The following is a 19,885-nucleotide window of genomic DNA, read 5'->3' as shown; positions in this document are numbered from 1 at the left end:
CGCGGACACCCGCGCGCCGTCGGGCGTCGCACCCCGGTCCGCCTCGGCCGTGGCCCAGGCGGGCCTGGTCCCGGCCGGCGCGTCCCGCGCGGGGCCGCCCGCGGCACGCGGCCGGAACGGCAGACGTGCCTTGAGGGCGCAGGCCCCCGAGGATTCAGATGCCTAGGGGGCCTTCGCGCCGCGCTCCTCGAGGAGGTCGGCCATCAACCGGATCTCCGACTCCTGCGCCTCGACCATCCCCTGCGCCAGGCGCTTCTCCACCGGGACCTCGCACCGCGAGACACACCCCTCGGCCATGTGGACGCCGCCCCGATGGTGGGCCGTCATGAGCTGGAGGTAGTAGACCTCCGCCCGGCGGCCGTCGAGAGTGCCGAGCTTCTTCATCTCAGTGTCGGTGGCCATGCCCGGCATCAGGGCGCCGTCCTCGCCGCCGGCCATGCCCTTCATGCCCATCCACGTCATCGGCCCGTCCGACGACACCTTCGGCAGCTCCCACAGATCCAGCCAGCCCAGCAGCATCCCGCGCTGGTTGGCCTGGGTCTGGGCGATGTCGTAGGCGAGCCGCCGTATCTCCTCGTCCTTCGTGCGGTCGCGTACGACGTACGACATCTCGACGGCCTGCTGGTGGTGCACCGCCATGTCCCGGGCGAACCCGGCGTCCGCCGAGGCGGCCGACGGGACCCCGGGGCCGTTGTCCCCGGCCACCGAGTAGCTGATCGCACCGGCCGCGACCAGCACCCCCGCCACGGCCACGGCGACTGACGCGTACCTCACTGCGACAGGCCGCCCGTGCACGCCGCGCCCGGCTCGGGGGTCTGCTCGCCCTGCACGAACTTCTCGAAGAACGCGGCCAGCTTCGGGTCGCTCGCCCCCGTCACCGTCCGCTGGTGCCCCCACGCGCTCAGCATGATCGGATCGGCCTGCTCCTGGACCGGGCTCATCAGCGTGTACGGCGTCTTCCTCACCTTCGCCGCCAGCGCGTCCACCTCGGCCTTGGGGACCTTGTCGGTGTACGTCACCCAGACCGCGCCGTGCTCCAGAGAGTGCACGGCGTTCATGTCGTTCAGCGCCTCGGTGTAGACGTCGCCGTTGCAGTTCATCCACGCCCGGTCGTGGTCGCCGCCCACAGGAGGCTCGGTCGGATACTTCACCTTCTTGGTGACGTGGGTACGGCCGAGCTTCCCCTGCCACGTCTTCACGCCGTCGGCGCCGGTGACGAACTTGCCCGTCGCCTCGGCGTCGGCGGCCGCCGTCCCGTCGTCGTCCGACTGCGACCGCACGAGGACCACGGTCCCGGCGACGAGCGCGGCGACCGCGACGACGCTCGCCGTGACGATCAGGACGCGGTTGCGGCGCTCCCGGGACTGCTCGGCGCGCCGCATCTCCTCTATACGCGCCTTGCGTGCGGCGTTGCTGCTCTTGTCGGCGGAACCCATGGGGCTGTCCTTCGGGGGATCAGGGGGGGCGGAAGGGTAGAGCGGGGCCGGGCGGGGCGGTGCGTGGGACGCTGATGATCGTAAGGTCCCCGCCGCGGATTCCCTAGGCCGCGGCCAGCCGACAACGCTCCGGAATCGGCGGGGCCGGGTGGGACGCGGGGGGCCGGGCATTACGGATGTCGGTCCGAGCAGGCAAGATGGGCGGCAGAGCAGTACGCCCGCCGTGCGCGGGGCGTTCAGGCCAGGGTCGCCGCGGCGATCAAGGTCCGCAACGCGTACGAAACGCGTGTGTGGTGGGATGCTCAGGTGCCCGACCGCCCTCCCGTGGGACGGGGGACAGGCGGCCTGACCAGCAAGGATGGGGAAGCGGAAGATGGACAAGCAGCAGGAGTTCGTGCTCCGGACCTTGGAGGAGCGCGACATCCGGTTCGTACGCCTGTGGTTCACGGACGTGCTGGGCTTCCTCAAGTCCGTCGCCGTGGCCCCGGCCGAGCTGGAGCAGGCGTTCGACGAGGGCATCGGATTCGACGGTTCCGCCATCGAGGGCTTCGCCCGGGTCTACGAGTCCGACATGATCGCCAAGCCGGACCCCTCCACCTTCCAGGTCCTGCCCTGGCGCGCCGAGGCCCCCGGCACCGCCCGCATGTTCTGCGACATCCTCATGCCGGACGGCTCGCCCTCCTTCGCCGACCCGCGCTACGTCCTCAAGCGCGCCCTCGCCCGCACCTCCGACCTGGGCTTCACCTTCTACACCCACCCCGAGATCGAGTTCTTCCTGCTGAAGGACCGCCCCCTCGACGGCAGCCGCCCCACCCCCGCCGACAACTCCGGCTACTTCGACCACACCCCGCAGAACATCGGCATGGACTTCCGCCGCCAGGCGATCACCATGCTGGAGTCGATGGGCATCTCCGTCGAGTTCTCCCACCACGAGGGTGCCCCCGGCCAGCAGGAGATCGACCTGCGCTACGCCGACGCGCTCTCCACCGCCGACAACATCATGACGTTCCGCCTGGTCATGAAGCAGGTGGCGCTGGAGCAGGGTGTCCAGGCCACGTTCATGCCCAAGCCGTTCTCCGAGCACCCCGGCAGCGGCATGCACACGCACCTGTCGCTGTTCGAGGGCGACCGCAACGCGTTCTACGAGTCCGGCGCGGAGTACCAGCTCTCCAAGGTCGGCCGCTCCTTCATCGCCGGCCTGCTCAAGCACGCGGCGGAGATCTCCGCGGTCACCAACCAGTGGGTCAACTCCTACAAGCGCATCTGGGGCGGCGCCGAGCGCACCGCCGGCGCGGGCGGCGAGGCCCCCTCCTACATCTGCTGGGGCCACAACAACCGCTCCGCGCTGGTCCGCGTCCCGATGTACAAGCCCGGCAAGACCGGCTCGGCGCGGATCGAGGTCCGCTCCCTGGACTCCGGCGCCAACCCCTACCTGGCCTACGCGATGCTCCTCGCCGCCGGCCTCAAGGGCGTCGAGGAGGGCTACGAGCTCCCGCCGGGCGCCGAGGACGACGTCTGGGCCCTCTCCGACGCCGAACGCCGCGCGATGGGCATCGAGCCGCTCCCCCAGAACCTGGGCGAGGCCCTCACCCTGATGGAACGCAGCGACCTCGTCGCCGAGACCCTCGGCGAACACGTCTTCGACTTCTTCCTGCGCAACAAGCGGCAGGAGTGGGAGGAGTACCGCTCGGAGGTCACCGCGTTCGAGCTGCGGAAGAACCTGCCGGTGCTGTAGGCGCAGGTCGGGGCGGGTTCGCCACTGAGGCGTCACGTGGGGCCGACGGTCGCGGACCGTCGGCCCCGTTGCGTTTCATTGGCCCTGGGGGACCATCCGGGCTATGCCACCTGCCTATATGCCTCTTACCTGCGCAGACGCCCAAGGCGCGCGGCTTACGGAGCGGTGGCGCAGGTTCGAATCCTGCCGGGGGCACCTTGGATTAAGGTGCCTAACCAAAGACCCCGCCATCAGCGATTTTGCTGAGACGGGGTCTTCGCGTTTGTGCGGGCGTGTGCCGGTTGGAGCGGCTGTACGTCGGGTGCCGTGGACTGGCAGCGGGGCAAGAATCCGCAGGTCAGGCCAGCAAACTCTCGCGGCTCGGCGCGACGGCCGGTCTACTGCCAGCCGTGTTCCGTGAGAGGGCCGCTGTCGTCGAGGTAGCCGCGCAGGCCGGCCTCCGGGTATTCGATGATGTCGTCGGGCAGGTCGTGCACGGTGAACCACTCAAGGGCGAGGCACTTCTCGGGCTCCTTGTTGACGGGCTGCCCCTCCCATTCGGTGGCCTCGAAAAAGAAACCGATCCGCTCCACCTTCGCGTCCTGCCGGTGGTGCACGGTCTGCACCAGGCGAAGGTGAGTCGGGTCGACGGTGATGCCCGTTTCCTCGTACAACTCCCGGGCGGCCCCGTCGGGGAGGGGCTCGCCTCGGTCGAGCTTGCCCGAGGGCATGTGCCATCGGCCGTGACCGTAAGGGCCACCACGCTGCGAGAAAAGGATCTTGTCGCCGTCGCGGAGGATGACGTGGGTGTCGATGACGGGCTGTGCCAGTTGTCCGCTCATGTTCCTTGGGGGGTCGGATGGGTGGGTGGGATGACCGACGCTAGCGGCAGAGCCGGGATGGCGTCGGCGATTCGCCGTGCAACCTCCAGTGGGGTGACGTGGCCGACGTCGAGGTGCAGCACCTTCACCCCCTGGCTCATCAAGTGAGATGCGGCATCGGCGTAGAGCCCGACTTCCCGGCCCGGCGCCGAGGGGTCGAGATGGAAGCGGTGGGTGACGCCGCGCGTTGCGATGCGTTGGGCGATGAGTTCTGGTTCCGCGGTGAGAATCACGGCCAGGTTCGGCAGCAGCGCGTGACGATTGACGTCGAGCAGGAAATCCAACGACACTCCGTCGAGCCGTTGCAGGACCATCGTCGAGGGCAGGTAGCGGTCACTAATGATCAGTTCGCCGGCCCGCAGCGCAGGCTGAATCTCGCTCTCGATGTGCTCGTAGCGGTTGGCAGTCACCAGGCAAGCGAGCGCCAGGCCGTGGATCTGGTCGGCGTGGCTGCGGAGGAACTGGCCCAGGTCGCTGGTGGTCGGCTCGACCGTGCGCCGTGCGGTGGATCCTTGCCTTCTACGACCAGGCCGAGCTGGACTCTTTGGCCCTGTCGGCGCACTTGGCACTCGGCGACTACCCGACCGCCGAGTACCACGCCCACCGCTGCCTGTCCGCCCTACGGCCTCACATGGCCCGGTCCCGGGCCATCACCACGACCCGGCTCGCCCACGCCCAGCTCGCGCAGGGTGACCCAAACGCTGCCACGGCCACTGCGATGAAGGTTCCCATCGCCGCCGCCACCCAACACGCCCGGGTGACGCGCATGCTCCAGGAGTTCGGCGCCGCGCTGCGCGCCACCGCGCCCCGCACTTCCGCCGTCCGGACCTGGACCGAGCACGCTGCCACCTGGAGGATGGCCGCATGACGACGGCGCCCTCGATCGAACTGCGCACGTTCACCACTCTCGACACCGCCCGCGGCGATCTCCTCGACGTGTACGCCGAAGTGCGCGCCCCGCTCCTCCACCTGCCGAACTACGCGGTCACCGCGTTCGGCGAGCGCCTGGACCGGCACTGCGGCGAGCCGGGTTTCGCGGCCATCCTCGCGTACGCGGACGGGCACCCGGTCGGCTACGCCTACTGCAACACCATCGAGCACGGCGACCGCTACTGGCAGCGCACCAGCCCGACGCCGGCGGAGAAGTACACCGAGCATCCGGCCATGGCCCTGAAGGAGATCGGCGTCCGACCGACCTGGCGCAAGACCGGCACCGCCCGGCGTATCCATGACGCCCTCCTCGCCACACGAGACGAGCCCTTCGTCACGCTCATGGTCAACGCGACCGCCGGCGACGGGAAGGTCCACGCGCTCTACAGGGCTTGGGGGTACGAGGAGATTGGGCAAAGCCAGCCGTCACCGGCCTCGCCGGTGCTCACGGTGATGATCCGCGCCACCCGCCAGCAGGGTCATGACACTCGAGATACTCACGGATAAGCACGATGGAACGCAGCCCTGGACGACATCCGTATCCTCCTCAGGCTGGTGTCGGCGGCAGGCCAGGAGCCCTGACGCGGTCGCGGCGGGTGCCCCGCTGCAACGAATGACGCATGGGGCCGACGGGTCGTGGACCGTCGGCCCCGCGGCGTCTCTCCGCCAGCCCCGCCCGGGCCGTGGCGTCGCCCACCGTCGAATCTGAGTACCGGTACTCATGCCCGCCTACCCCGGGGGAGGAAGCATCGGGTCGTGTCCATCCGGAAGCCCGCTGCGCTCGCCGTCGTCGCCCTCGTCCTCCTGACCGGTTGCGGGAAGAGCGCGGATGACCTCTTTTCCAACCTCAACGTCACCCAGTCGTCCAGCCCACCCGACGCCGGTACGGCGGGCCCGAGCGGGCCCGAGCCTGATACGCCACCCAACCACGCCGACAACAGCCGAGCGCGGCTCCCTCGCGAGATGAGCCCGGAGGACGAGAGCCGGGCCGGGCGGACAGCCGTCGACGTGGAAAAAGCCCTGGACGAGCTGCGTCGACGAGGCGGCATCAGTCCCGCAGAGGTGCAGTCCACCCTCGCACGACATGCGGCCCCCTTTTCCGTCACCGTCGCAGGCCTCGTGCCCGGTACCGGGACCGAAGCGGTCGAAGGCAGCGCTTTCGGTGTCTGGGTCGGCGAGACCGCCTGCGTCACAGGAGCTGTCACCGAGGACCGGGTGTGGACCGACGTGAACGGCCACTACCCAGAGACCGGTTGCCTGCCCCCGGCTTCCACTCACTGAGCCGTCATCGGCCCGCTACCCGCGAAGAGCGAGGACCCCGCCATCCGTTGCGCACGACACGTCAAAGGCGCCCTGATCTTCTCCGGCGCCACCGCGGCCTGCCACCCCCTCATGTCCGCCGGCTACGCCTGGTCCCGCGACGAGGCGGCCGCGGACGGGGACACGGTGGGCTCCGGCGCCTTCGAGTTCCTTCTCACCACGGCCGCTTCCTGTGGCCTGATGCCCCTTCTGCTGCGGGCCGGGCTGCGGGTGGTGGGGGACGCATTCACCGCCGTGCCGGTGGCCGTCGGCGGGGTGCTCTGGGCGGTGGGCTCCGGCTACTTCATCGACGACCTCGACCGCCCGGGAGGGCACATACCGATCGTGGCCCTCGCCGCGCACGTCCTGCTCGGCGCGGTGCTGGTCGGGGCAAGCTCCGACCGCCGCGACTGAGGTTCCCTCCGCGACCGCCGGTCGCGGCTGGTCAGTCCTCCCGGGGAAGGCCGGCCAGTACCTCGTGGAGCGGCTCTTTCGCCCGGCGGCGGTACTCCTGGATCGACCAGCCGTTGCCGTCGGGGTCGGTGAAGTACATGAACGTCGCGCCGTCCGCCTCGGAGTAGCGGACCGGTTCGGTGACGTCCAGGCCGCGCGCGACCAGCTCCGCGTGGGCGGCCTCGATGTCGGCCACGCACAGCTGGAGCCCCTGGTACGACCCGGGCGCCGGGCGCGGTCCCTTCGTCATCTCCCAGATGCTGTCGCCCAGCGCGATCGAACAGCCCGAGCCGGGCGGGGTCAGCTGGACGATCCGCATGCCCGGCATGACCTCCTGGTCGATGTCGACGTGGAACCCGGCCTTGTCGCGGTAGAAGTCCCGGGCCCGGTCGATGTCGCTGACGGGCAACGGGACGACTTCCAAGGTGTACTGCATCGCTGTTCCCTTCCCCTGAGGCGTGCGTGCCGCTGCCTGCGGCTCTCCACACCGAAGCCGAAAACAGGCCGCCGCGCCACCGCGCCGCCCCGCCTGCCGCCGGTTCACGCCACTGCGCCGGTCCGCGCCCGGCTGGGTCGCGTGACCATGCCGGTCCGTCCGCGGCGGGTTCGCATGCGCGCCGGCCCGCGCCCGGCGGGTTCGCATGCGCGCCGGCCCGCGCCCGGCGGGTTCGCATGCGCGCCGGCCCGCCTCACCGCCGGTTCGCGCCACCGCGCCGGCCCGCACGCGGCGGGTTCGCGTCGCCGTGCCGCCCCACCCCGCCCCCGCCGGTTCGCGCCGCCGTCGGGTCCGCCCCCGGCCGGTTTCCGGTGCTCGTCCCGGCGCTTCGGCCCAGGTCTGCGGTTAGGCTCGGTGGGTACGACCTTGATCGGACTCAGGAGGCCGGGATGACGGGGCCGGGACGCAGGAGCAGTACTTTCACTCGGCTGCTGCGGCACGGTTTCACCGACCCCTCCGCCGCCGAACGCCTCCTCGACGGCGGCGAGCTGGCCGCCGTGCGCAACGACCCCGTCCTGCTGGAGGCCCTCGGCCGGACCGCCGACCCCGACCTCGCGCTGCACGGACTCGTACGGCTGCTGGAAGCGCAGCCCGGGGCGACCGCGCGGCGGGAACTGCTCGACACCGTGATCGCCGCCATGCCGCTGCGGGACCGGCTGCTCGGGGTGCTCGGCGCGTCCGCCGCGCTCGCCGACCACCTCGCCCGGCACCCGCGGGACTGGGAGGCCCTCGTCACCTACGAGCCGCGCGACCTCCACCCCGGGGTGGAGGAGTTCGAACGCGGGCTCGCCGAGGCGGACGACCCCGTCTCGCTGCGCGTCGCCTACCGGCGGTGCCTGCTGTCCATAGCCGCGCGGGACGTGTGCGGGACCACCGACGTCGCCGAGACCGCCGCCGAACTGGCGGACCTGGCCACGGCCACCCTGCGCGCCGCCCTCGCGCTGGCCCGCGCCGCCGCGCCCGACGACGCCGCGCTGTGCCGGCTCGCCGTCATCGCGATGGGCAAGTGCGGCGGGCACGAGCTCAACTACGTCTCCGACGTGGACGTCATCTTCGTCGGCGAGGCCGTCGAGGGCGCCGACGAGGGCAAGGCGCTGCGCGCCGCCACCAAGCTCGCCTCGCACATGATGCGGATCTGCTCCGAGACCACCGTGGAAGGCTCGATCTGGCCCGTCGACGCCAACCTGCGCCCCGAGGGACGCAACGGACCGCTGGTGCGCACCCTCAGCAGCCACCTCGCCTACTACCAGCGATGGGCCAAGACCTGGGAGTTCCAGGCCCTGCTCAAGGCCCGCCCGGTCGCCGGCGACCTCGGGCTCGGCGAGGAGTACGTCGCCGCCGTCGGGCCGATGGTGTGGCAGGCCGCCGAGCGGGAGAACTTCGTCGCCGACGTGCAGAAGATGCGGCGCCGGGTCGTGGAGAACATCCCCGCCGCCGAGGTCGAGCGCGAGCTGAAACTCGGGCCGGGCGGCCTGCGGGACGTCGAGTTCGCCGTCCAGCTGCTCCAGCTGGTGCACGGGCGCGCGGACGCCTCCCTGCGCAGCGGCACGACCCTGAACGCGCTGCAGGCGCTCGCCGCCGGCGGGTACGTGGGGCGGACGGACGCCGTTCAGCTCGACGACGCCTACCGCTTCCTGCGGTCCATGGAGCACCGGATCCAGCTGTACCGGCTGCGGCGCACGCATCTCGTGCCCGAGGACGAGAGCGACCAGCGGCGGCTAGGACGGTCGCTGGGGCTGCGTTCCGACCCCGTGGGGGACCTCAACCGCGAGTGGAAGCGGCACGCCGCCGTGGTGCGACGGTTGCACGAGAAGCTGTTCTACCGGCCGCTACTCGACGCCGTCGCCCAACTCGCGCCGGGTGAGGCCAGGTTGAGCATGGTCGCCGCCCGGGAGCGGCTCGTCGCGCTGGGATACGCCGACCCCGCGGCCGCGCTGCGGCACCTGGAGGCGCTGGCCTCGGGGGTGTCACGCAAGGCCGCCATCCAGCGGACGCTGCTGCCCGTGCTGCTCGGCTGGTTCGCCGACTCCGCCGACCCCGACGCCGGACTGCTGAACTTCCGCAAGGTGTCCGACGCGCTCGGCAAGACCCCCTGGTACCTGCGCCTCCTGCGCGACGAGGGCGCCGCCGCCGAGAACCTCGCCCGGGTGCTGTCCGCCGGGCGGCTCGCCCCCGACCTGCTGATGCGCGCCCCGGAAGCCGTCGCGCTGCTCGGCGACGGCGACGGCGGGCGCGGCGGCCTGGAACCACGCGGGCGCAGGGCTCTCGAGCAGGAGATACTCGCCGCCGTCGGCCGCGCGGACGGTGCGGTCCAGGCCGTCACCGCCGCGCGCGGCGTCCGGCGGCGCGAGCTGTTCCGTACGGCCGCCGCGGACATCGTCGGCTCCTACGGCACCGAGTCCCAGCCCGCCGAGGCCGACCAGGGCGCCCTGGTGGACCTCGTCGGCGGGGCGGTGTCCGACCTCACGGCGGCGACCCTCGCCGGAACCCTGCGCGCGGTCGTGCGCGCGGGCTGGGGGGACACCCTGCCCACCCGGTTCGCGATCATCGGCATGGGCCGGTTCGGCGGGCACGAGCTGGGCTACGGCTCGGACGCCGACGTCGTCTTCGTCCACGAGGCGCGGGAGGGCGTCGGGGAGGAGGAGGCCGCGCGGGCCGCCGCGGCCGTCGTGGCGGAGATGCGGCGGCTGCTGCAGCTCCCGAGCGCGGATCCGCCGCTGCTGGTCGACGCCGATCTGCGGCCCGAGGGGAAGTCGGGGCCGCTGGTGCGGACCCTGAAGTCGTACGAGGCGTACTACCGGCGGTGGTCGCTGGTGTGGGAGTCGCAGGCGCTGCTGCGGGCGGAACCGGTCGCCGGGGACGAGGAGCTGGCCGGGCGGTTCATGGAGCTCGTCGACCCGCTGCGGTATCCGCGGGGCGGGCTGGGCGAGGAGGCCGTGCGGGAGATCCGGCGGCTGAAGGCGCGGATGGAGTCGGAGCGGCTGCCGCGGGGGTCCGATCCCAAGCTGCACACCAAGCTGGGGCCCGGGGGGCTGTCCGACGTGGAGTGGACCGTGCAGTTGCTGCAGCTGCGGCACGGGGCCGAGGAGCCGGGGCTGCGGACCACACGGACGCGTGCCGCGCTGGCCGCCGCGCGGGACGCGGGGCTGCTGTCGGAGGAGGACGCGGCGACGCTCGACGAGGCGTGGGTGCTGGCCACCCGGGTGCGCAACGCGGTGATGCTGGTGCGCGGGCGGGCGGGCGACACGTTCCCGTCGGACGTCCGGGAGCTGGGGGCCGTCGGGCGGTATCTGGGGTACGGGCCGGGGCGGGTGGGCGACATGCTGGACGACTACCGCCGCACGGCCCGACGGGCCCGGACCGTGGTGGACGAGCTGTTCTACGGCGGGTGAGCCGCGCCCCGGGCAGGGAACGCCCTGTGCAGCCCGGTCGGGGCACGCTCTTGTGGCCGCGCCCCGGGCTGGACATGCTCTGTGCAGCCCGGTCGGGACACGCCCTGTGCAGCCGCGCCCCGGGCTGGACACGCCCTCTGTAGCCGAGCCGTGCAAGACACGCCCCGTGCAGCCGAGCCCGCGCGGACCACGCCCTACGTCTCCGGGAGCAGCACGCCCGGCGCCGTCGTCCTCGGGAGGCGGTGCGGGAGGGTGCCGTACCAGAGGCGGGACAGGGCGCAGCCGAAGGCGAGGCACAGGGCGCCGCCCACCGCGTCCAGCCAGAAGTGGTTGGCGGTGGCGACGATCACCACCAGGGTGAGGGTCGGGTAGAGCAGGCTCAGGACGCGGACCCAGGGCGTCGCGGCCAGGGCGAAGACCGCCAGACCGCACCACAGGGACCAGCCGATGTGCATGGACGGCATCGCGGCGTACTGGTTGGACATGCTCTTCAGGTCGCCGGAGGCCATCGAGCCCCAGGTCCGGTGGACCACCACCGTGTCGACGAAGTGGGCGCCGGTCATCAGACGCGGCGGCGCCAGCGGGTAGAAGTAGTAACCGGCCAGGGCCACGCCCGTGGTCGCGAAGAGGCCCAGCCGGCAGGCGGCGTAGCGGCCGGGGTGGGCGCGGTAGAGCCAGACCAGCACGCCGAGGGTGACGACGAAGTGCAGGGTGGCGTAGTAGTAGTTCATCCCGACGATGAGCCAGGTCGCCGAGTTGACGGTGTGGTTGATCGACTGTTCGGCCGCGATGCCGAGCTGGTGCTCGGCCCGCCAGATCCAGTCGGCGTTGCGCAGCGCCTCGGTCCGCTGTTCCGGGACCGCGTTGCGGATCAGGGAGTACGTCCAGTAACTCAGTGCGATGAGCAGGACCTCGAACCACACCCGGGGCCGGCGGGGAGCGCGCAGCCGCCGCAGGGGGTTCGCGGCCGTGAAAGGCTGTGGGACGGCCTTGTCGTGGCCTTCCGGACATGTCACGGTCGGTTCGCCCATGGACACAAAGTCTGCCAGATCGGCGTTATCTCCGAATCGTCATCGGTGTCGTCCCACCCGCATGCCGAGGGGAGAGTTCACGCGCGATTGCGGTCTCCGGAGGCGGTGGAGCCCCGGACGACCAGTTCGGGCATGAACACGAACTCGCTGTGCGGGGCGGGTGTGCCGCCGATCTCCTCCAGGAGCGTGCGCACGGCGGCCTGGCCCATCGCGGGCACCGGCTTGCGGATGGTCGTCAGGGGCGGGTCGGTGAAGGCGATCAGCGGGGAGTCGTCGAAACCGACCACGGAGACGTCCTTGGGGACGTCGAGGCCCCGTTGGCGGGCCGCCCGGATCGCGCCCAGGGCCATCATGTCGCTGGCGCAGACCACCGCCGTGCAGTCCCTCTCCAGCAGGGCGGCGGCGGCCGCCTGGCCGCCCTCCAGGGTGTACAGGGAGTGCTGGACCAGCTCCGACTCGATGGTCTCGGGGCTGATGCCCAGCTGCTCCTGCACCGCGCGGACGAAGCCCTCGATCTTGCGCTGCACGGGGACGAAGCGCTTCGGGCCGAGGGCGAGGCCGATGCGGGTGTGGCCGAGAGAGACCAGATGGGTGACCGCGAGGATCATCGCCGCGCGGTCGTCGGGGGAGATGAAGGGGGCCTGCACCTTCGGCGAGAACCCGTCGACCAGGACGAAGGGAACGCCCTGCGCGCGCAGTTGCTCGTAGCGCTGCATGTCGGCCGTGGTGTCCGCGTGCAGCCCTGAGACGTAGATGATGCCGGCGACGCCGCGGTCGACCAGCATCTCGGTCAGCTCGTCCTCGGTGGAGCCGCCCGGGGTCTGGGTGGCGAGGACCGGCGTGTAGCCCTGGCGGGTCAGGGCCTGACCGATGACCTGGGCCAACGCCGGGAAGATCGGGTTCTCCAGCTCCGGCGTGATGAGGCCGACGAGGCCCGCGCTGCGCTGCCGCAGCCGGACGGGGCGCTCGTAGCCCAGCACGTCGAGGGCGGCGAGGACGGACTCACGGGTGGTGGCGGCGACGCCGGGCTTGCCGTTGAGCACCCGGCTGACGGTCGCTTCGCTCACCCCCGCCTGCGCTGCGATGTCGGCAAGCCGTGTGGTCACAGGGCTGGACTGTACCCGCCGGGCGACACCCGGCGCACCGGACGGCCGCAGTGGCCGACCGGTCGAACGGCCCGGCCCGGACTGCTGTGTCATCGCGCTCCCTCTTGAAAGTGACGGCAAGGGCTTGCAGAGCCTTGCAGGGGCGTCCGTATAGCGCTCGACCCTTGTGAACAAGCGTCTCATGACGGTCGCCGAGAGGTCACGCCCGGATAACTTCCAAGCCGTCTTGCGCTTTTTTGCTGCAAGGTCTTTCGCGACGCTTACAACGCTGTTACGTTCACGTCGCCCGGCGGCCGCCGCAACGGCGCAGTCGGCAAGTCGGCAAGTCGACAGGGGTGCGGACGGGACCGCCCCCTGTGGCTACTCGGGCCTTACCCTCAAGGAGAACTCAATGCGGCGTGGCATAGCGGCCAGCGCGCTGGTGGCGTCCCTCGCCCTCGCGGCGACGGCCTGCGGCGGGAGCGACAGCGGCGACTCGGCCGGCGGCCCGGTCACCATCACATGGTGGGACACCTCCAACGCCACCAACGAGGCGCCGACGTACCAGGCCCTGGTCAAGGAGTTCGAGGCCGCCAACAAGGACATCAAGGTCAAGTACGTCAACGTCCCCTTCGACCAGGCGCAGAACAAGTTCGACACCGCCGCCGGCTCCAAGGGCGCCCCGGACGTGCTGCGCTCGGAGGTCGGCTGGACCCCCGCCTTCGCCAAGAAGGGCTTCTTCCTGCCGCTGGACGGCACCGAGGCCCTCGCGGACCAGGCGAAGTTCAAGCCCAACCTGATCCAGCAGGCCCAGTACGAGGGCAAGACCTACGGCGTGCCGATCGTCACCGACACGCTCGCGCTCGTCTACAACAAGCAGCTCTTCGCCAAGGCCGGCCTCACCGCCGCCCCGAAGACCTGGGACGAGCTGAAGACGGCCGCCGCCACCGTCAAGGACAAGACCGGCGTCGACGGCTACTGGGGCTCCACCCAGGCCTACTACGCCCAGTCCTTCCTCCACGGCGAGGGCGCCGACACCGTCGACGTCGACGCCAAGAAGATCACCGTCAACTCGCCGGCCGCGAAGAAGGCGTACGGCACCTGGCTCGGCCTCTTCGACGGCAAGGGCCTGCACAAGGCCGACACCACCGCCGACGCCTACGCTCACATCCAGGACGCCTTCGTCAACGGCAAGGTCGCCGCGATCGTCCAGGGCCCCTGGGAGATCACCAACTTCTACAAGGGCTCGGCGTTCAAGGACAAGGCCAACCTGGGCATCGCCCCCGTCCCGGCCGGCTCCACCGGCAAGGCGGGCGCCCCCACCGGCGGCCACAACCTGTCGATCTACGCCGGCTCCGACGCCGCCCACCAGAAGGCCGCGCTGAAGTTCCTCAACTTCATGACCTCGGCGAAGGCCCAGGCGACCGTCGCGCAGAAGAACTCCACGCTGCCCACCCGCGACGACGCCTACACCGACCAGGTCAAGGCCGACCCGGGCATCGCCGGCTACGGCGCCGTCCTGTCCGCCGCCCGGCCGCGTCCCGCGCTTCCGGAGTACAGCTCCCTGTGGGGCCCGCTCGACAGCGAGCTGCCCAAGATCGCGGGCGGCAAGGAGACCCTCGACGAGGGCCTCGGCAACGCCGAGACGGCCATCGCCAAGCTGGTGCCCGACTTCGGCAAGTGAGCCCCGCCGTGGCCGCCCTGGACGCCGGCCACACCACGGGCACGCCCGGCCGCCGGACCTCCCTCGGGGGAGGGCCGGCGGCCCCGAGCCCGCCCGGCCCACCCCCTGATCCCCCAGAAGGTGTCGAACCATGACAGTCGCCATCGACCGAGCGACCGGCAAGCGGCGCGGTGAGCGAGACCCGCGGCCCGGGCCGGGCCGGCGCCTGAAGCAGGCCTATCAGAAGCACTGGTACGCCTACGCGATGATCGCCCCGGTGGCGATCGTCCTCGGCGTCCTCGTGCTCTACCCCCTCGCCTACGGCTTCTACCTCACCCTCACCGACGCCGACAGCCTCAACACGGCCCGCACCATCGGCGTCAACGAGATCGAGGCCACCTACAAGTTCATCGGCCTCGACAACTACGCCGACATCCTGTGGGGCCCGACGGCCTACGACCGCTTCTGGTCGCACTTCCTGTGGACCATCGCCTGGACCGCGCTCTGCGTCACCCTGCACTACTTCATCGGACTCGGCCTCGCGCTGCTGCTCAACCGCGAGTTCCGCGGCCGCACCCTCTACCGCTTGATCCTCGTGCTGCCCTGGGCCGTCCCCACGTTCGTCACCGTCTTCGGCTGGCGCTTCATGCTCGCCGACGGCGGCATCGTCAACACCGCGCTCGACGCCCTGCACCTGCCCTCGCCGCTGTGGCTGGAGGACACCTTCTGGCAGCGGTTCGCCGCGATCATGGTCAACACCTGGTGCGGTGTGCCGTTCATGATGCTCTCGCTGCTCGGCGGCCTCCAGTCCATCGACTCCTCGCTCTACGAGGCGGCCGAGATGGACGGGGCCGACGCCTGGCAGCGGTTCCGGTACGTCACCCTGCCCGGCCTGAGGTCCGTCAGCTCCACCGTCGTCCTGCTCGGCGTCATCTGGACCTTCAACCAGTTCGCCATCATCTTCCTGCTGTTCGGCGACACCGCCCCGGACGCGCAGATCCTCGTCACCTGGGCGTACTACCTCGGCTTCGGACAGCAGCCGCGCGACTTCGCCCAGTCGGCCGCCTACGGCATCCTGCTGCTGGCCGTCCTGATCGTCTTCACCTCCTTCTACCGCCGCTGGCTGAGCCGCAACGACGAGCAGCTCGCGATCTGAGGCAGGAGCCCCCATGAGCACCAGCACCGCCCCCACCTCCGTCGCGACAACCGACCGGCCCACCGGGACCGCCCCGGCGGGCGCCGTCCGCCGCCGCGGCCGACGCGGCCCCCTCGCCACGCTCGCCACCCACGGCGTCCTCGTCGCGGCGGGCCTCGTCGCCTTCTTCCCGGTCGCCTGGCTGATCTTCCTCTCCCTCGGCCCGGACAAGGACGACTACCTGCACCCCGGCGGGATCTGGCGCAAGGCGACGCTCGACAACTACACGTTCGTCCTGCAGCACACCGCGTTCTTCGACTGGCTGCGCAGCACGCTCGTCGTCGTCCTCGGCACCACCGCCATCGGCGTGATCATCGCCGCCACCAGCGGCTACGCCGTCTCCCGGATGCGCTTCCCGGGCTACAAGAAGTTCATGTGGGTCCTGCTCGTCACCCAGATGTTCCCGGTCGCCGTCCTGATCGTGCCGATGTACCAGATCATGTCGGAGCTGCAGCTCATCGACACCTACCTCGGACTGATCCTCGTCAACTGCACCACCGTCGTGCCCTACAGTGCCTGGCTGCTCAAGGGCTACTTCGACACCATCCCGTTCGAGATCGACGAGGCCGGACGCGTCGACGGACTCAGCCCCTTCGGCGCCTTCCTGCGGCTGGTCCTGCCGCTGGCCAGGCCCGGCCTCGCCGTCGCCGCCTTCTACAACTTCCTCACCGCCTTCGGCGAGGTCGCCTTCGCCTCGACGTTCATGCTGTCCGACTCCAAGTACACCTTCGCCGTCGGTCTGCAGAGCTTCGTCAGCGAGCACGACGCCCAGCGCAACCTGATGGCCGCCACCGCGGTGCTGATCGCGATACCCGTCTCCGTCTTCTTCTACCTTGTCCAGAAGAACCTGGTGACCGGCCTCACCGCCGGCGGCACGAAGGGCTGACGCCCCGGCCGTGAGAACAACTCCCGCGCGCCCCGCCGCGCGGGCGGCGGCCGCGGTGCCCTTCCGACCCCGCAGGCACCGCGGCCGCCTCGTCACCCGCCGCCGAAAACCCGAGCACCGACCGTGACCGCGACTCCGTTACCTACCAAGGACACCATGAGCCAGCACTCCGCCGACCCGGCACCGAACTCCGCCGTCGCCACCGTCGCCAAGCGCCGCGACTGGTGGCGGGACGCGGTGATCTACCAGGTCTATCCGCGCAGCTTCGCCGACAGCAACGGCGACGGCATGGGGGACCTGGAAGGCGTACGATCCCGCCTCCCGTACCTGCGCGACCTCGGCGTGGACGCCGTGTGGCTCAGCCCCTTCTACGCCTCCCCGCAGGCCGACGCCGGATACGACGTGGCCGACTACCGGGCCGTCGACCCCATGTTCGGCAACCTCCTCGACGCCGACGCGCTGATCCGCGACGCCCACGAACTGGGCCTGAGGATCATCGTCGACCTGGTGCCCAACCACTCCTCCGACCAGCACGAGTGGTTCCGGCGGGCCGTCGCCGAGGGCCCCGGCTCACCCCTGCGGGAGCGCTACCACTTCCGCCCCGGCACCGGGAAGAACGGCGAACTCCCGCCCAACGACTGGGAATCCATCTTCGGCGGGCCCGCCTGGACACGCGTCGAGGACGGCGAATGGTACCTGCACCTCTTCGCGCCCGAGCAGCCCGACTTCAACTGGGAACACCCGGCGGTCGGCGACGAGTTCCGCTCGATCCTGCGGTTCTGGCTCGACATGGGCGTGGACGGCTTCCGCATCGACGTGGCACACGGACTGGTGAAGGCGGAGGGCCTTCCCGACCTTGGATCCCACGACCAGCTCAAGCTGCTGGGCAACGATGTCATGCCGTTCTTCGACCAGGACGGCGTCCACGAGATCTACCGGGAGTGGCGCAAGGTCCTCGACGAGTACGCGGGAAATGAAAAGGGGCCCGAAGGGCCTTCGTCAGAAGGGCGGTGGTGGGAGACGGGCGGGCGCATTTTCGTCGCCGAGGCGTGGACCCCGACCGTCGAGCGCACCGCGAACTACGTCCGCCCCGACGAACTGCACCAGGCCTTCAACTTCCAGTACCTGAGCACCGACTGGGACGCGAAGGAGCTGCGCAAGGTCGTCGACCTCACCCTGGAGGCCATGCGGCCCGTCGGCGCCCCCGCCACCTGGGTGCTGTCCAACCACGACGTCACCCGGCACGCCACCCGCTTCGCCAACCCGCCCGGCCTCGGCACCCAGATCCGCCTCGCCGGCGACCGTGAGCTGGGCCTCCGGCGCGCCCGGGCGGCCACCCTGCTCATGCTGGCTCTGCCCGGCTCGGCGTACATCTACCAGGGCGAGGAGCTGGGCCTCCCGGACGTCGTCGACCTGCCCGACGAGGTGCGCCAGGACCCTGCGTACTTCCGCGGCGCCGGCCAGGACGGCTTCCGTGACGGCTGCCGGGTGCCGATCCCGTGGACGCGCACGGGCTCGTCGTACGGCTTCGGCAGCGGCGGCAGTTGGCTGCCCCAGCCGGAGAGCTGGGGGGAGCTGAGCATCGAGGCGCAGACGGGAGCCGCCGGCTCCACCCTCGAGCTCTACCGCACCGCGCTCGCCGTCCGCCGTGAGCAGCCCGACCTCGGCGCGGGCGACTCGGTGGAGTGGCTGAAGGCTCCGGAGGGTGTTCTGGCCTTCCGGCGCGGGGAGTTCGTGTGCGTCGCCAACACCGGCGGCGAGTCGGTGACGACCCCCGTCCACGGCCGCCTCCTCCTCGCCAGCGACGAGATCGCAGAGACGGACGGCGAGACGAAGATCCCGGCGGACACCACGGTGTGGTGGACGACGGCCTGACAGCCGGTCACCTCTCACGGGGGATCGCTTCGGCGGTCCCCCGTGAAAATGTTTACTCAGGGTTTCAATTCTATTGCTGTAAACCTTTCACGGCGGTACGTTCGCGCGGCGCCAGGCAAAGACGCCTGGCCGTCGTCGCAAGGAGTACACGCCCGTGATATCGAGATGGTCCGTCACCGCGACCGCGCTCGCCGCCACCGCCGCGGCCCTCGTCGCTCCCGCCACCACCGCGCAGGCCTCCCCGCCCGGCGCCAAGGACGTCACCGCCGTCCTCTTCGAGTGGAAGTTCGCCTCGGTCGCGAAGGAGTGCACCGACACCCTCGGCCCGGCGGGCTACGGCTACGTCCAGGTCTCGCCGCCCGCCGAGCACATCCAGGGCTCCCAGTGGTGGACGTCCTACCAGCCGGTGAGCTACCGGATCGCGGGCAGGCTCGGTGACCGCACGGCCTTCAAGGCCATGGTGAACACCTGCCACGCGGCCGGTGTGAAGGTCGTCGTCGACACCGTCGTCAACCACATGGCTGCGGGCGGCGGCACCGGCACCGGCGGCTCGTCGTACACCAAGTACGACTATCCGGGCCTGTACTCCTCCTACGACTTCGACGACTGCACCTCCCAGGTGACCAACTACCAGGACCGCTGGAACGTCCAGCACTGCGAACTCGTCGGCCTCGCCGACCTCGACACGGGCGAGGACCACGTCCGCAAGGCCATCGCCGGTTACCTGAACGACCTGCTCACCCTCGGCGTCGACGGCTTCCGCATCGACGCGGCCAAGCACGTCGACTCCGCCGACCTCGCCGCCGTCAAGTCCCGGCTGACCAACCCGAACGCGTACTGGAAACAGGAGGTCATCCACGGCAGTGGAGAGGCCGTGCAGCCCACCGAGTACACGGGCAACGGGGACGTCCAGGAGTTCCGCTACGCCTACGACCTCAAGCGCGTCTTCAACAACGAGAACCTCGCCTACCTGAAGAACTACGGTGAGGGCTGGGGCTACCTGAACAGCTCGGTGGCCGGCGTCTTCGTCGACAACCACGACACCGAGCGCAACGGCTCCACGCTCAGCTACAAGGACAACGCCCACTACACCCTGGCCAACGTCTTCATGCTCGCCTGGCCCTACGGCGCGCCCGACGTCAACTCCGGCTACGAGTGGTCGGACGCGGACGCGGGGCCGCCCAACGGCGGCACGGTCAACGCCTGCTGGCAGGACGGCTGGAAGTGTCAGCACGCATGGCCGGAGATCCTGCGCATGGTCGCCTTCCGCAACGCCACCCGCGGCGAGCCGGTCACCGACTGGTGGGACAACGGCGGCGACGCGATCGCCTTCGGGCGGGGCGCCAAGGGCTTCGTGGCCATCAACCACGAGTCGGGCTCACTGACCCGTACCTACCAGACGTCGCTGTCTGCGGGGACGTACTGCAACGTCCAGAACAACACCGCGGTGAGCGTGAACTCCGGCGGCCGGTTCACGGCGACCCTGGGCCCCGACACCGCCCTGGCCATCTACGCGGGCAGGGGCGGCTGTTGAGCGACCCCTGAAAGT

General features: G+C 70.8%; 17 protein-coding genes and 1 pseudogene. 11 read left to right on the top strand and 7 right to left on the bottom strand.

What is annotated here, in order from left to right:
- Positions 1 to 162 precede the first annotated feature (162 nt).
- Positions 163 to 774 carry a DUF305 domain-containing protein gene (locus ACIOC0_RS10720; RefSeq protein ID WP_402154466.1) on the bottom strand — a complete coding sequence of 204 codons (612 nt, stop codon included), beginning with the start codon at positions 772 to 774 and terminating at the stop codon, positions 163 to 165.
- Complete coding sequence (locus ACIOC0_RS10715; protein ID WP_402154464.1) at positions 771 to 1,436, bottom strand: DUF3105 domain-containing protein; 666 nt, start codon at positions 1,434 to 1,436, stop codon at positions 771 to 773. The genes ACIOC0_RS10720 and ACIOC0_RS10715 overlap by 4 nt, the downstream gene beginning before the upstream one ends.
- 373 nt (positions 1,437 to 1,809) lie before the next feature.
- Here ACIOC0_RS10715 and glnA point away from each other — a divergent pair, with 373 nt between their 5' ends.
- Positions 1,810 to 3,171, top strand: a complete 1,362-nt coding sequence (gene glnA / locus ACIOC0_RS10710) for a type I glutamate--ammonia ligase (protein WP_130437089.1) — start codon at positions 1,810 to 1,812, stop codon at positions 3,169 to 3,171.
- 377 nt (positions 3,172 to 3,548) lie between these two features.
- On the opposite strand, the gene ACIOC0_RS10705 is transcribed toward glnA, so the two are convergent.
- Together ACIOC0_RS10705 and ACIOC0_RS10700 are read right to left on the bottom strand one after the other, a co-directional pair.
- Positions 3,549 to 3,992, bottom strand: coding sequence for an NUDIX domain-containing protein (locus tag ACIOC0_RS10705; protein ID WP_402154462.1), 444 nt, complete (start codon positions 3,990 to 3,992; stop codon positions 3,549 to 3,551).
- Complete coding sequence (locus tag ACIOC0_RS10700) at positions 3,989 to 4,600, bottom strand: dTMP kinase (RefSeq protein WP_402154460.1); 612 nt, start codon at positions 4,598 to 4,600, stop codon at positions 3,989 to 3,991. The genes ACIOC0_RS10705 and ACIOC0_RS10700 overlap by 4 nt, the downstream gene beginning before the upstream one ends.
- On the opposite strand from ACIOC0_RS10700, the pseudogene ACIOC0_RS10695 reads away from it, so the two are divergent.
- The 4 genes and pseudogenes from ACIOC0_RS10695 to ACIOC0_RS10680 all read left to right on the top strand — a co-directional run.
- Positions 4,537 to 4,899: pseudogene (locus ACIOC0_RS10695) on the top strand (XRE family transcriptional regulator); the annotation flags it as partial. The gene ACIOC0_RS10700 and the pseudogene ACIOC0_RS10695 sit on opposite strands and share 64 nt — an antisense overlap.
- Complete coding sequence (locus ACIOC0_RS10690) at positions 4,896 to 5,468, top strand: GNAT family N-acetyltransferase (protein ID WP_402154459.1); 573 nt, start codon at positions 4,896 to 4,898, stop codon at positions 5,466 to 5,468. The pseudogene ACIOC0_RS10695 and the gene ACIOC0_RS10690, both read left to right, overlap by 4 nt.
- Positions 5,469 to 5,924: 456 nt before the next feature.
- Positions 5,925 to 6,242, top strand: a complete 318-nt coding sequence (locus tag ACIOC0_RS10685; protein WP_402154457.1) for a hypothetical protein — start codon at positions 5,925 to 5,927, stop codon at positions 6,240 to 6,242.
- Positions 6,243 to 6,353: 111 nt separating this feature from the next.
- Positions 6,354 to 6,674, top strand: a complete 321-nt coding sequence (locus ACIOC0_RS10680; protein ID WP_402154455.1) for a hypothetical protein — start codon at positions 6,354 to 6,356, stop codon at positions 6,672 to 6,674.
- A gap of 31 nt (positions 6,675 to 6,705) precedes the next feature.
- On the opposite strand, the gene ACIOC0_RS10675 is transcribed toward ACIOC0_RS10680, so the two are convergent.
- Positions 6,706 to 7,149, bottom strand: coding sequence for a VOC family protein (locus tag ACIOC0_RS10675; RefSeq protein WP_402154453.1), 444 nt, complete (start codon positions 7,147 to 7,149; stop codon positions 6,706 to 6,708).
- A gap of 449 nt (positions 7,150 to 7,598) precedes the next feature.
- Between ACIOC0_RS10675 and ACIOC0_RS10670 the strand changes: the two genes are divergently transcribed.
- On the top strand, positions 7,599 to 10,601 hold the full coding sequence (locus ACIOC0_RS10670; RefSeq protein ID WP_402154452.1) for a bifunctional [glutamine synthetase] adenylyltransferase/[glutamine synthetase]-adenylyl-L-tyrosine phosphorylase: 3,003 nt from the start codon (positions 7,599 to 7,601) through the stop codon (positions 10,599 to 10,601).
- 194 nt (positions 10,602 to 10,795) lie between these two features.
- Here the strand turns inward: ACIOC0_RS10670 and ACIOC0_RS10665 are convergent, their stop codons facing one another.
- Positions 10,796 to 11,632 carry a phosphatase PAP2 family protein gene (locus ACIOC0_RS10665; protein ID WP_402154450.1) on the bottom strand — a complete coding sequence of 279 codons (837 nt, stop codon included), beginning with the start codon at positions 11,630 to 11,632 and terminating at the stop codon, positions 10,796 to 10,798.
- 77 nt (positions 11,633 to 11,709) lie between these two features.
- Complete coding sequence (locus tag ACIOC0_RS10660) at positions 11,710 to 12,738, bottom strand: LacI family DNA-binding transcriptional regulator (protein WP_130437095.1); 1,029 nt, start codon at positions 12,736 to 12,738, stop codon at positions 11,710 to 11,712.
- Between the two features lie 391 nt (positions 12,739 to 13,129).
- Here ACIOC0_RS10660 and ACIOC0_RS10655 point away from each other — a divergent pair, with 391 nt between their 5' ends.
- From ACIOC0_RS10655 to ACIOC0_RS10635, 5 genes are all read left to right on the top strand, one after another.
- Positions 13,130 to 14,401 carry an extracellular solute-binding protein gene (locus ACIOC0_RS10655; RefSeq protein WP_402154448.1) on the top strand — a complete coding sequence of 424 codons (1,272 nt, stop codon included), beginning with the start codon at positions 13,130 to 13,132 and terminating at the stop codon, positions 14,399 to 14,401.
- Between the two features lie 130 nt (positions 14,402 to 14,531).
- Entirely contained in the window at positions 14,532 to 15,536 is a 1,005-nt protein-coding gene (locus ACIOC0_RS10650; RefSeq protein ID WP_402154446.1) for a carbohydrate ABC transporter permease, read from the top strand.
- Positions 15,537 to 15,549: 13 nt separating this feature from the next.
- Entirely contained in the window at positions 15,550 to 16,461 is a 912-nt protein-coding gene (locus tag ACIOC0_RS10645; protein WP_402154444.1) for a sugar ABC transporter permease, read from the top strand.
- Between the two features lie 156 nt (positions 16,462 to 16,617).
- The gene (locus tag ACIOC0_RS10640; RefSeq protein WP_402154442.1) at positions 16,618 to 18,336 is read left to right on the top strand and encodes a glycoside hydrolase family 13 protein; all 1,719 of its coding nucleotides are present in this window, start codon (positions 16,618 to 16,620) and stop codon (positions 18,334 to 18,336) included.
- A gap of 154 nt (positions 18,337 to 18,490) precedes the next feature.
- On the top strand, positions 18,491 to 19,870 hold the full coding sequence (locus ACIOC0_RS10635; protein WP_402154440.1) for an alpha-amylase family protein: 1,380 nt from the start codon (positions 18,491 to 18,493) through the stop codon (positions 19,868 to 19,870).
- The last annotated feature ends 15 nt before the right edge of the window (positions 19,871 to 19,885 follow it).

The organism is Streptomyces sp. NPDC088254 (genome assembly GCF_044740925.1).
GTDB lineage: Bacteria > Actinomycetota > Actinomycetes > Streptomycetales > Streptomycetaceae > Streptomyces.
This window is presented reverse-complemented; position numbering and strand designations above follow the sequence as displayed.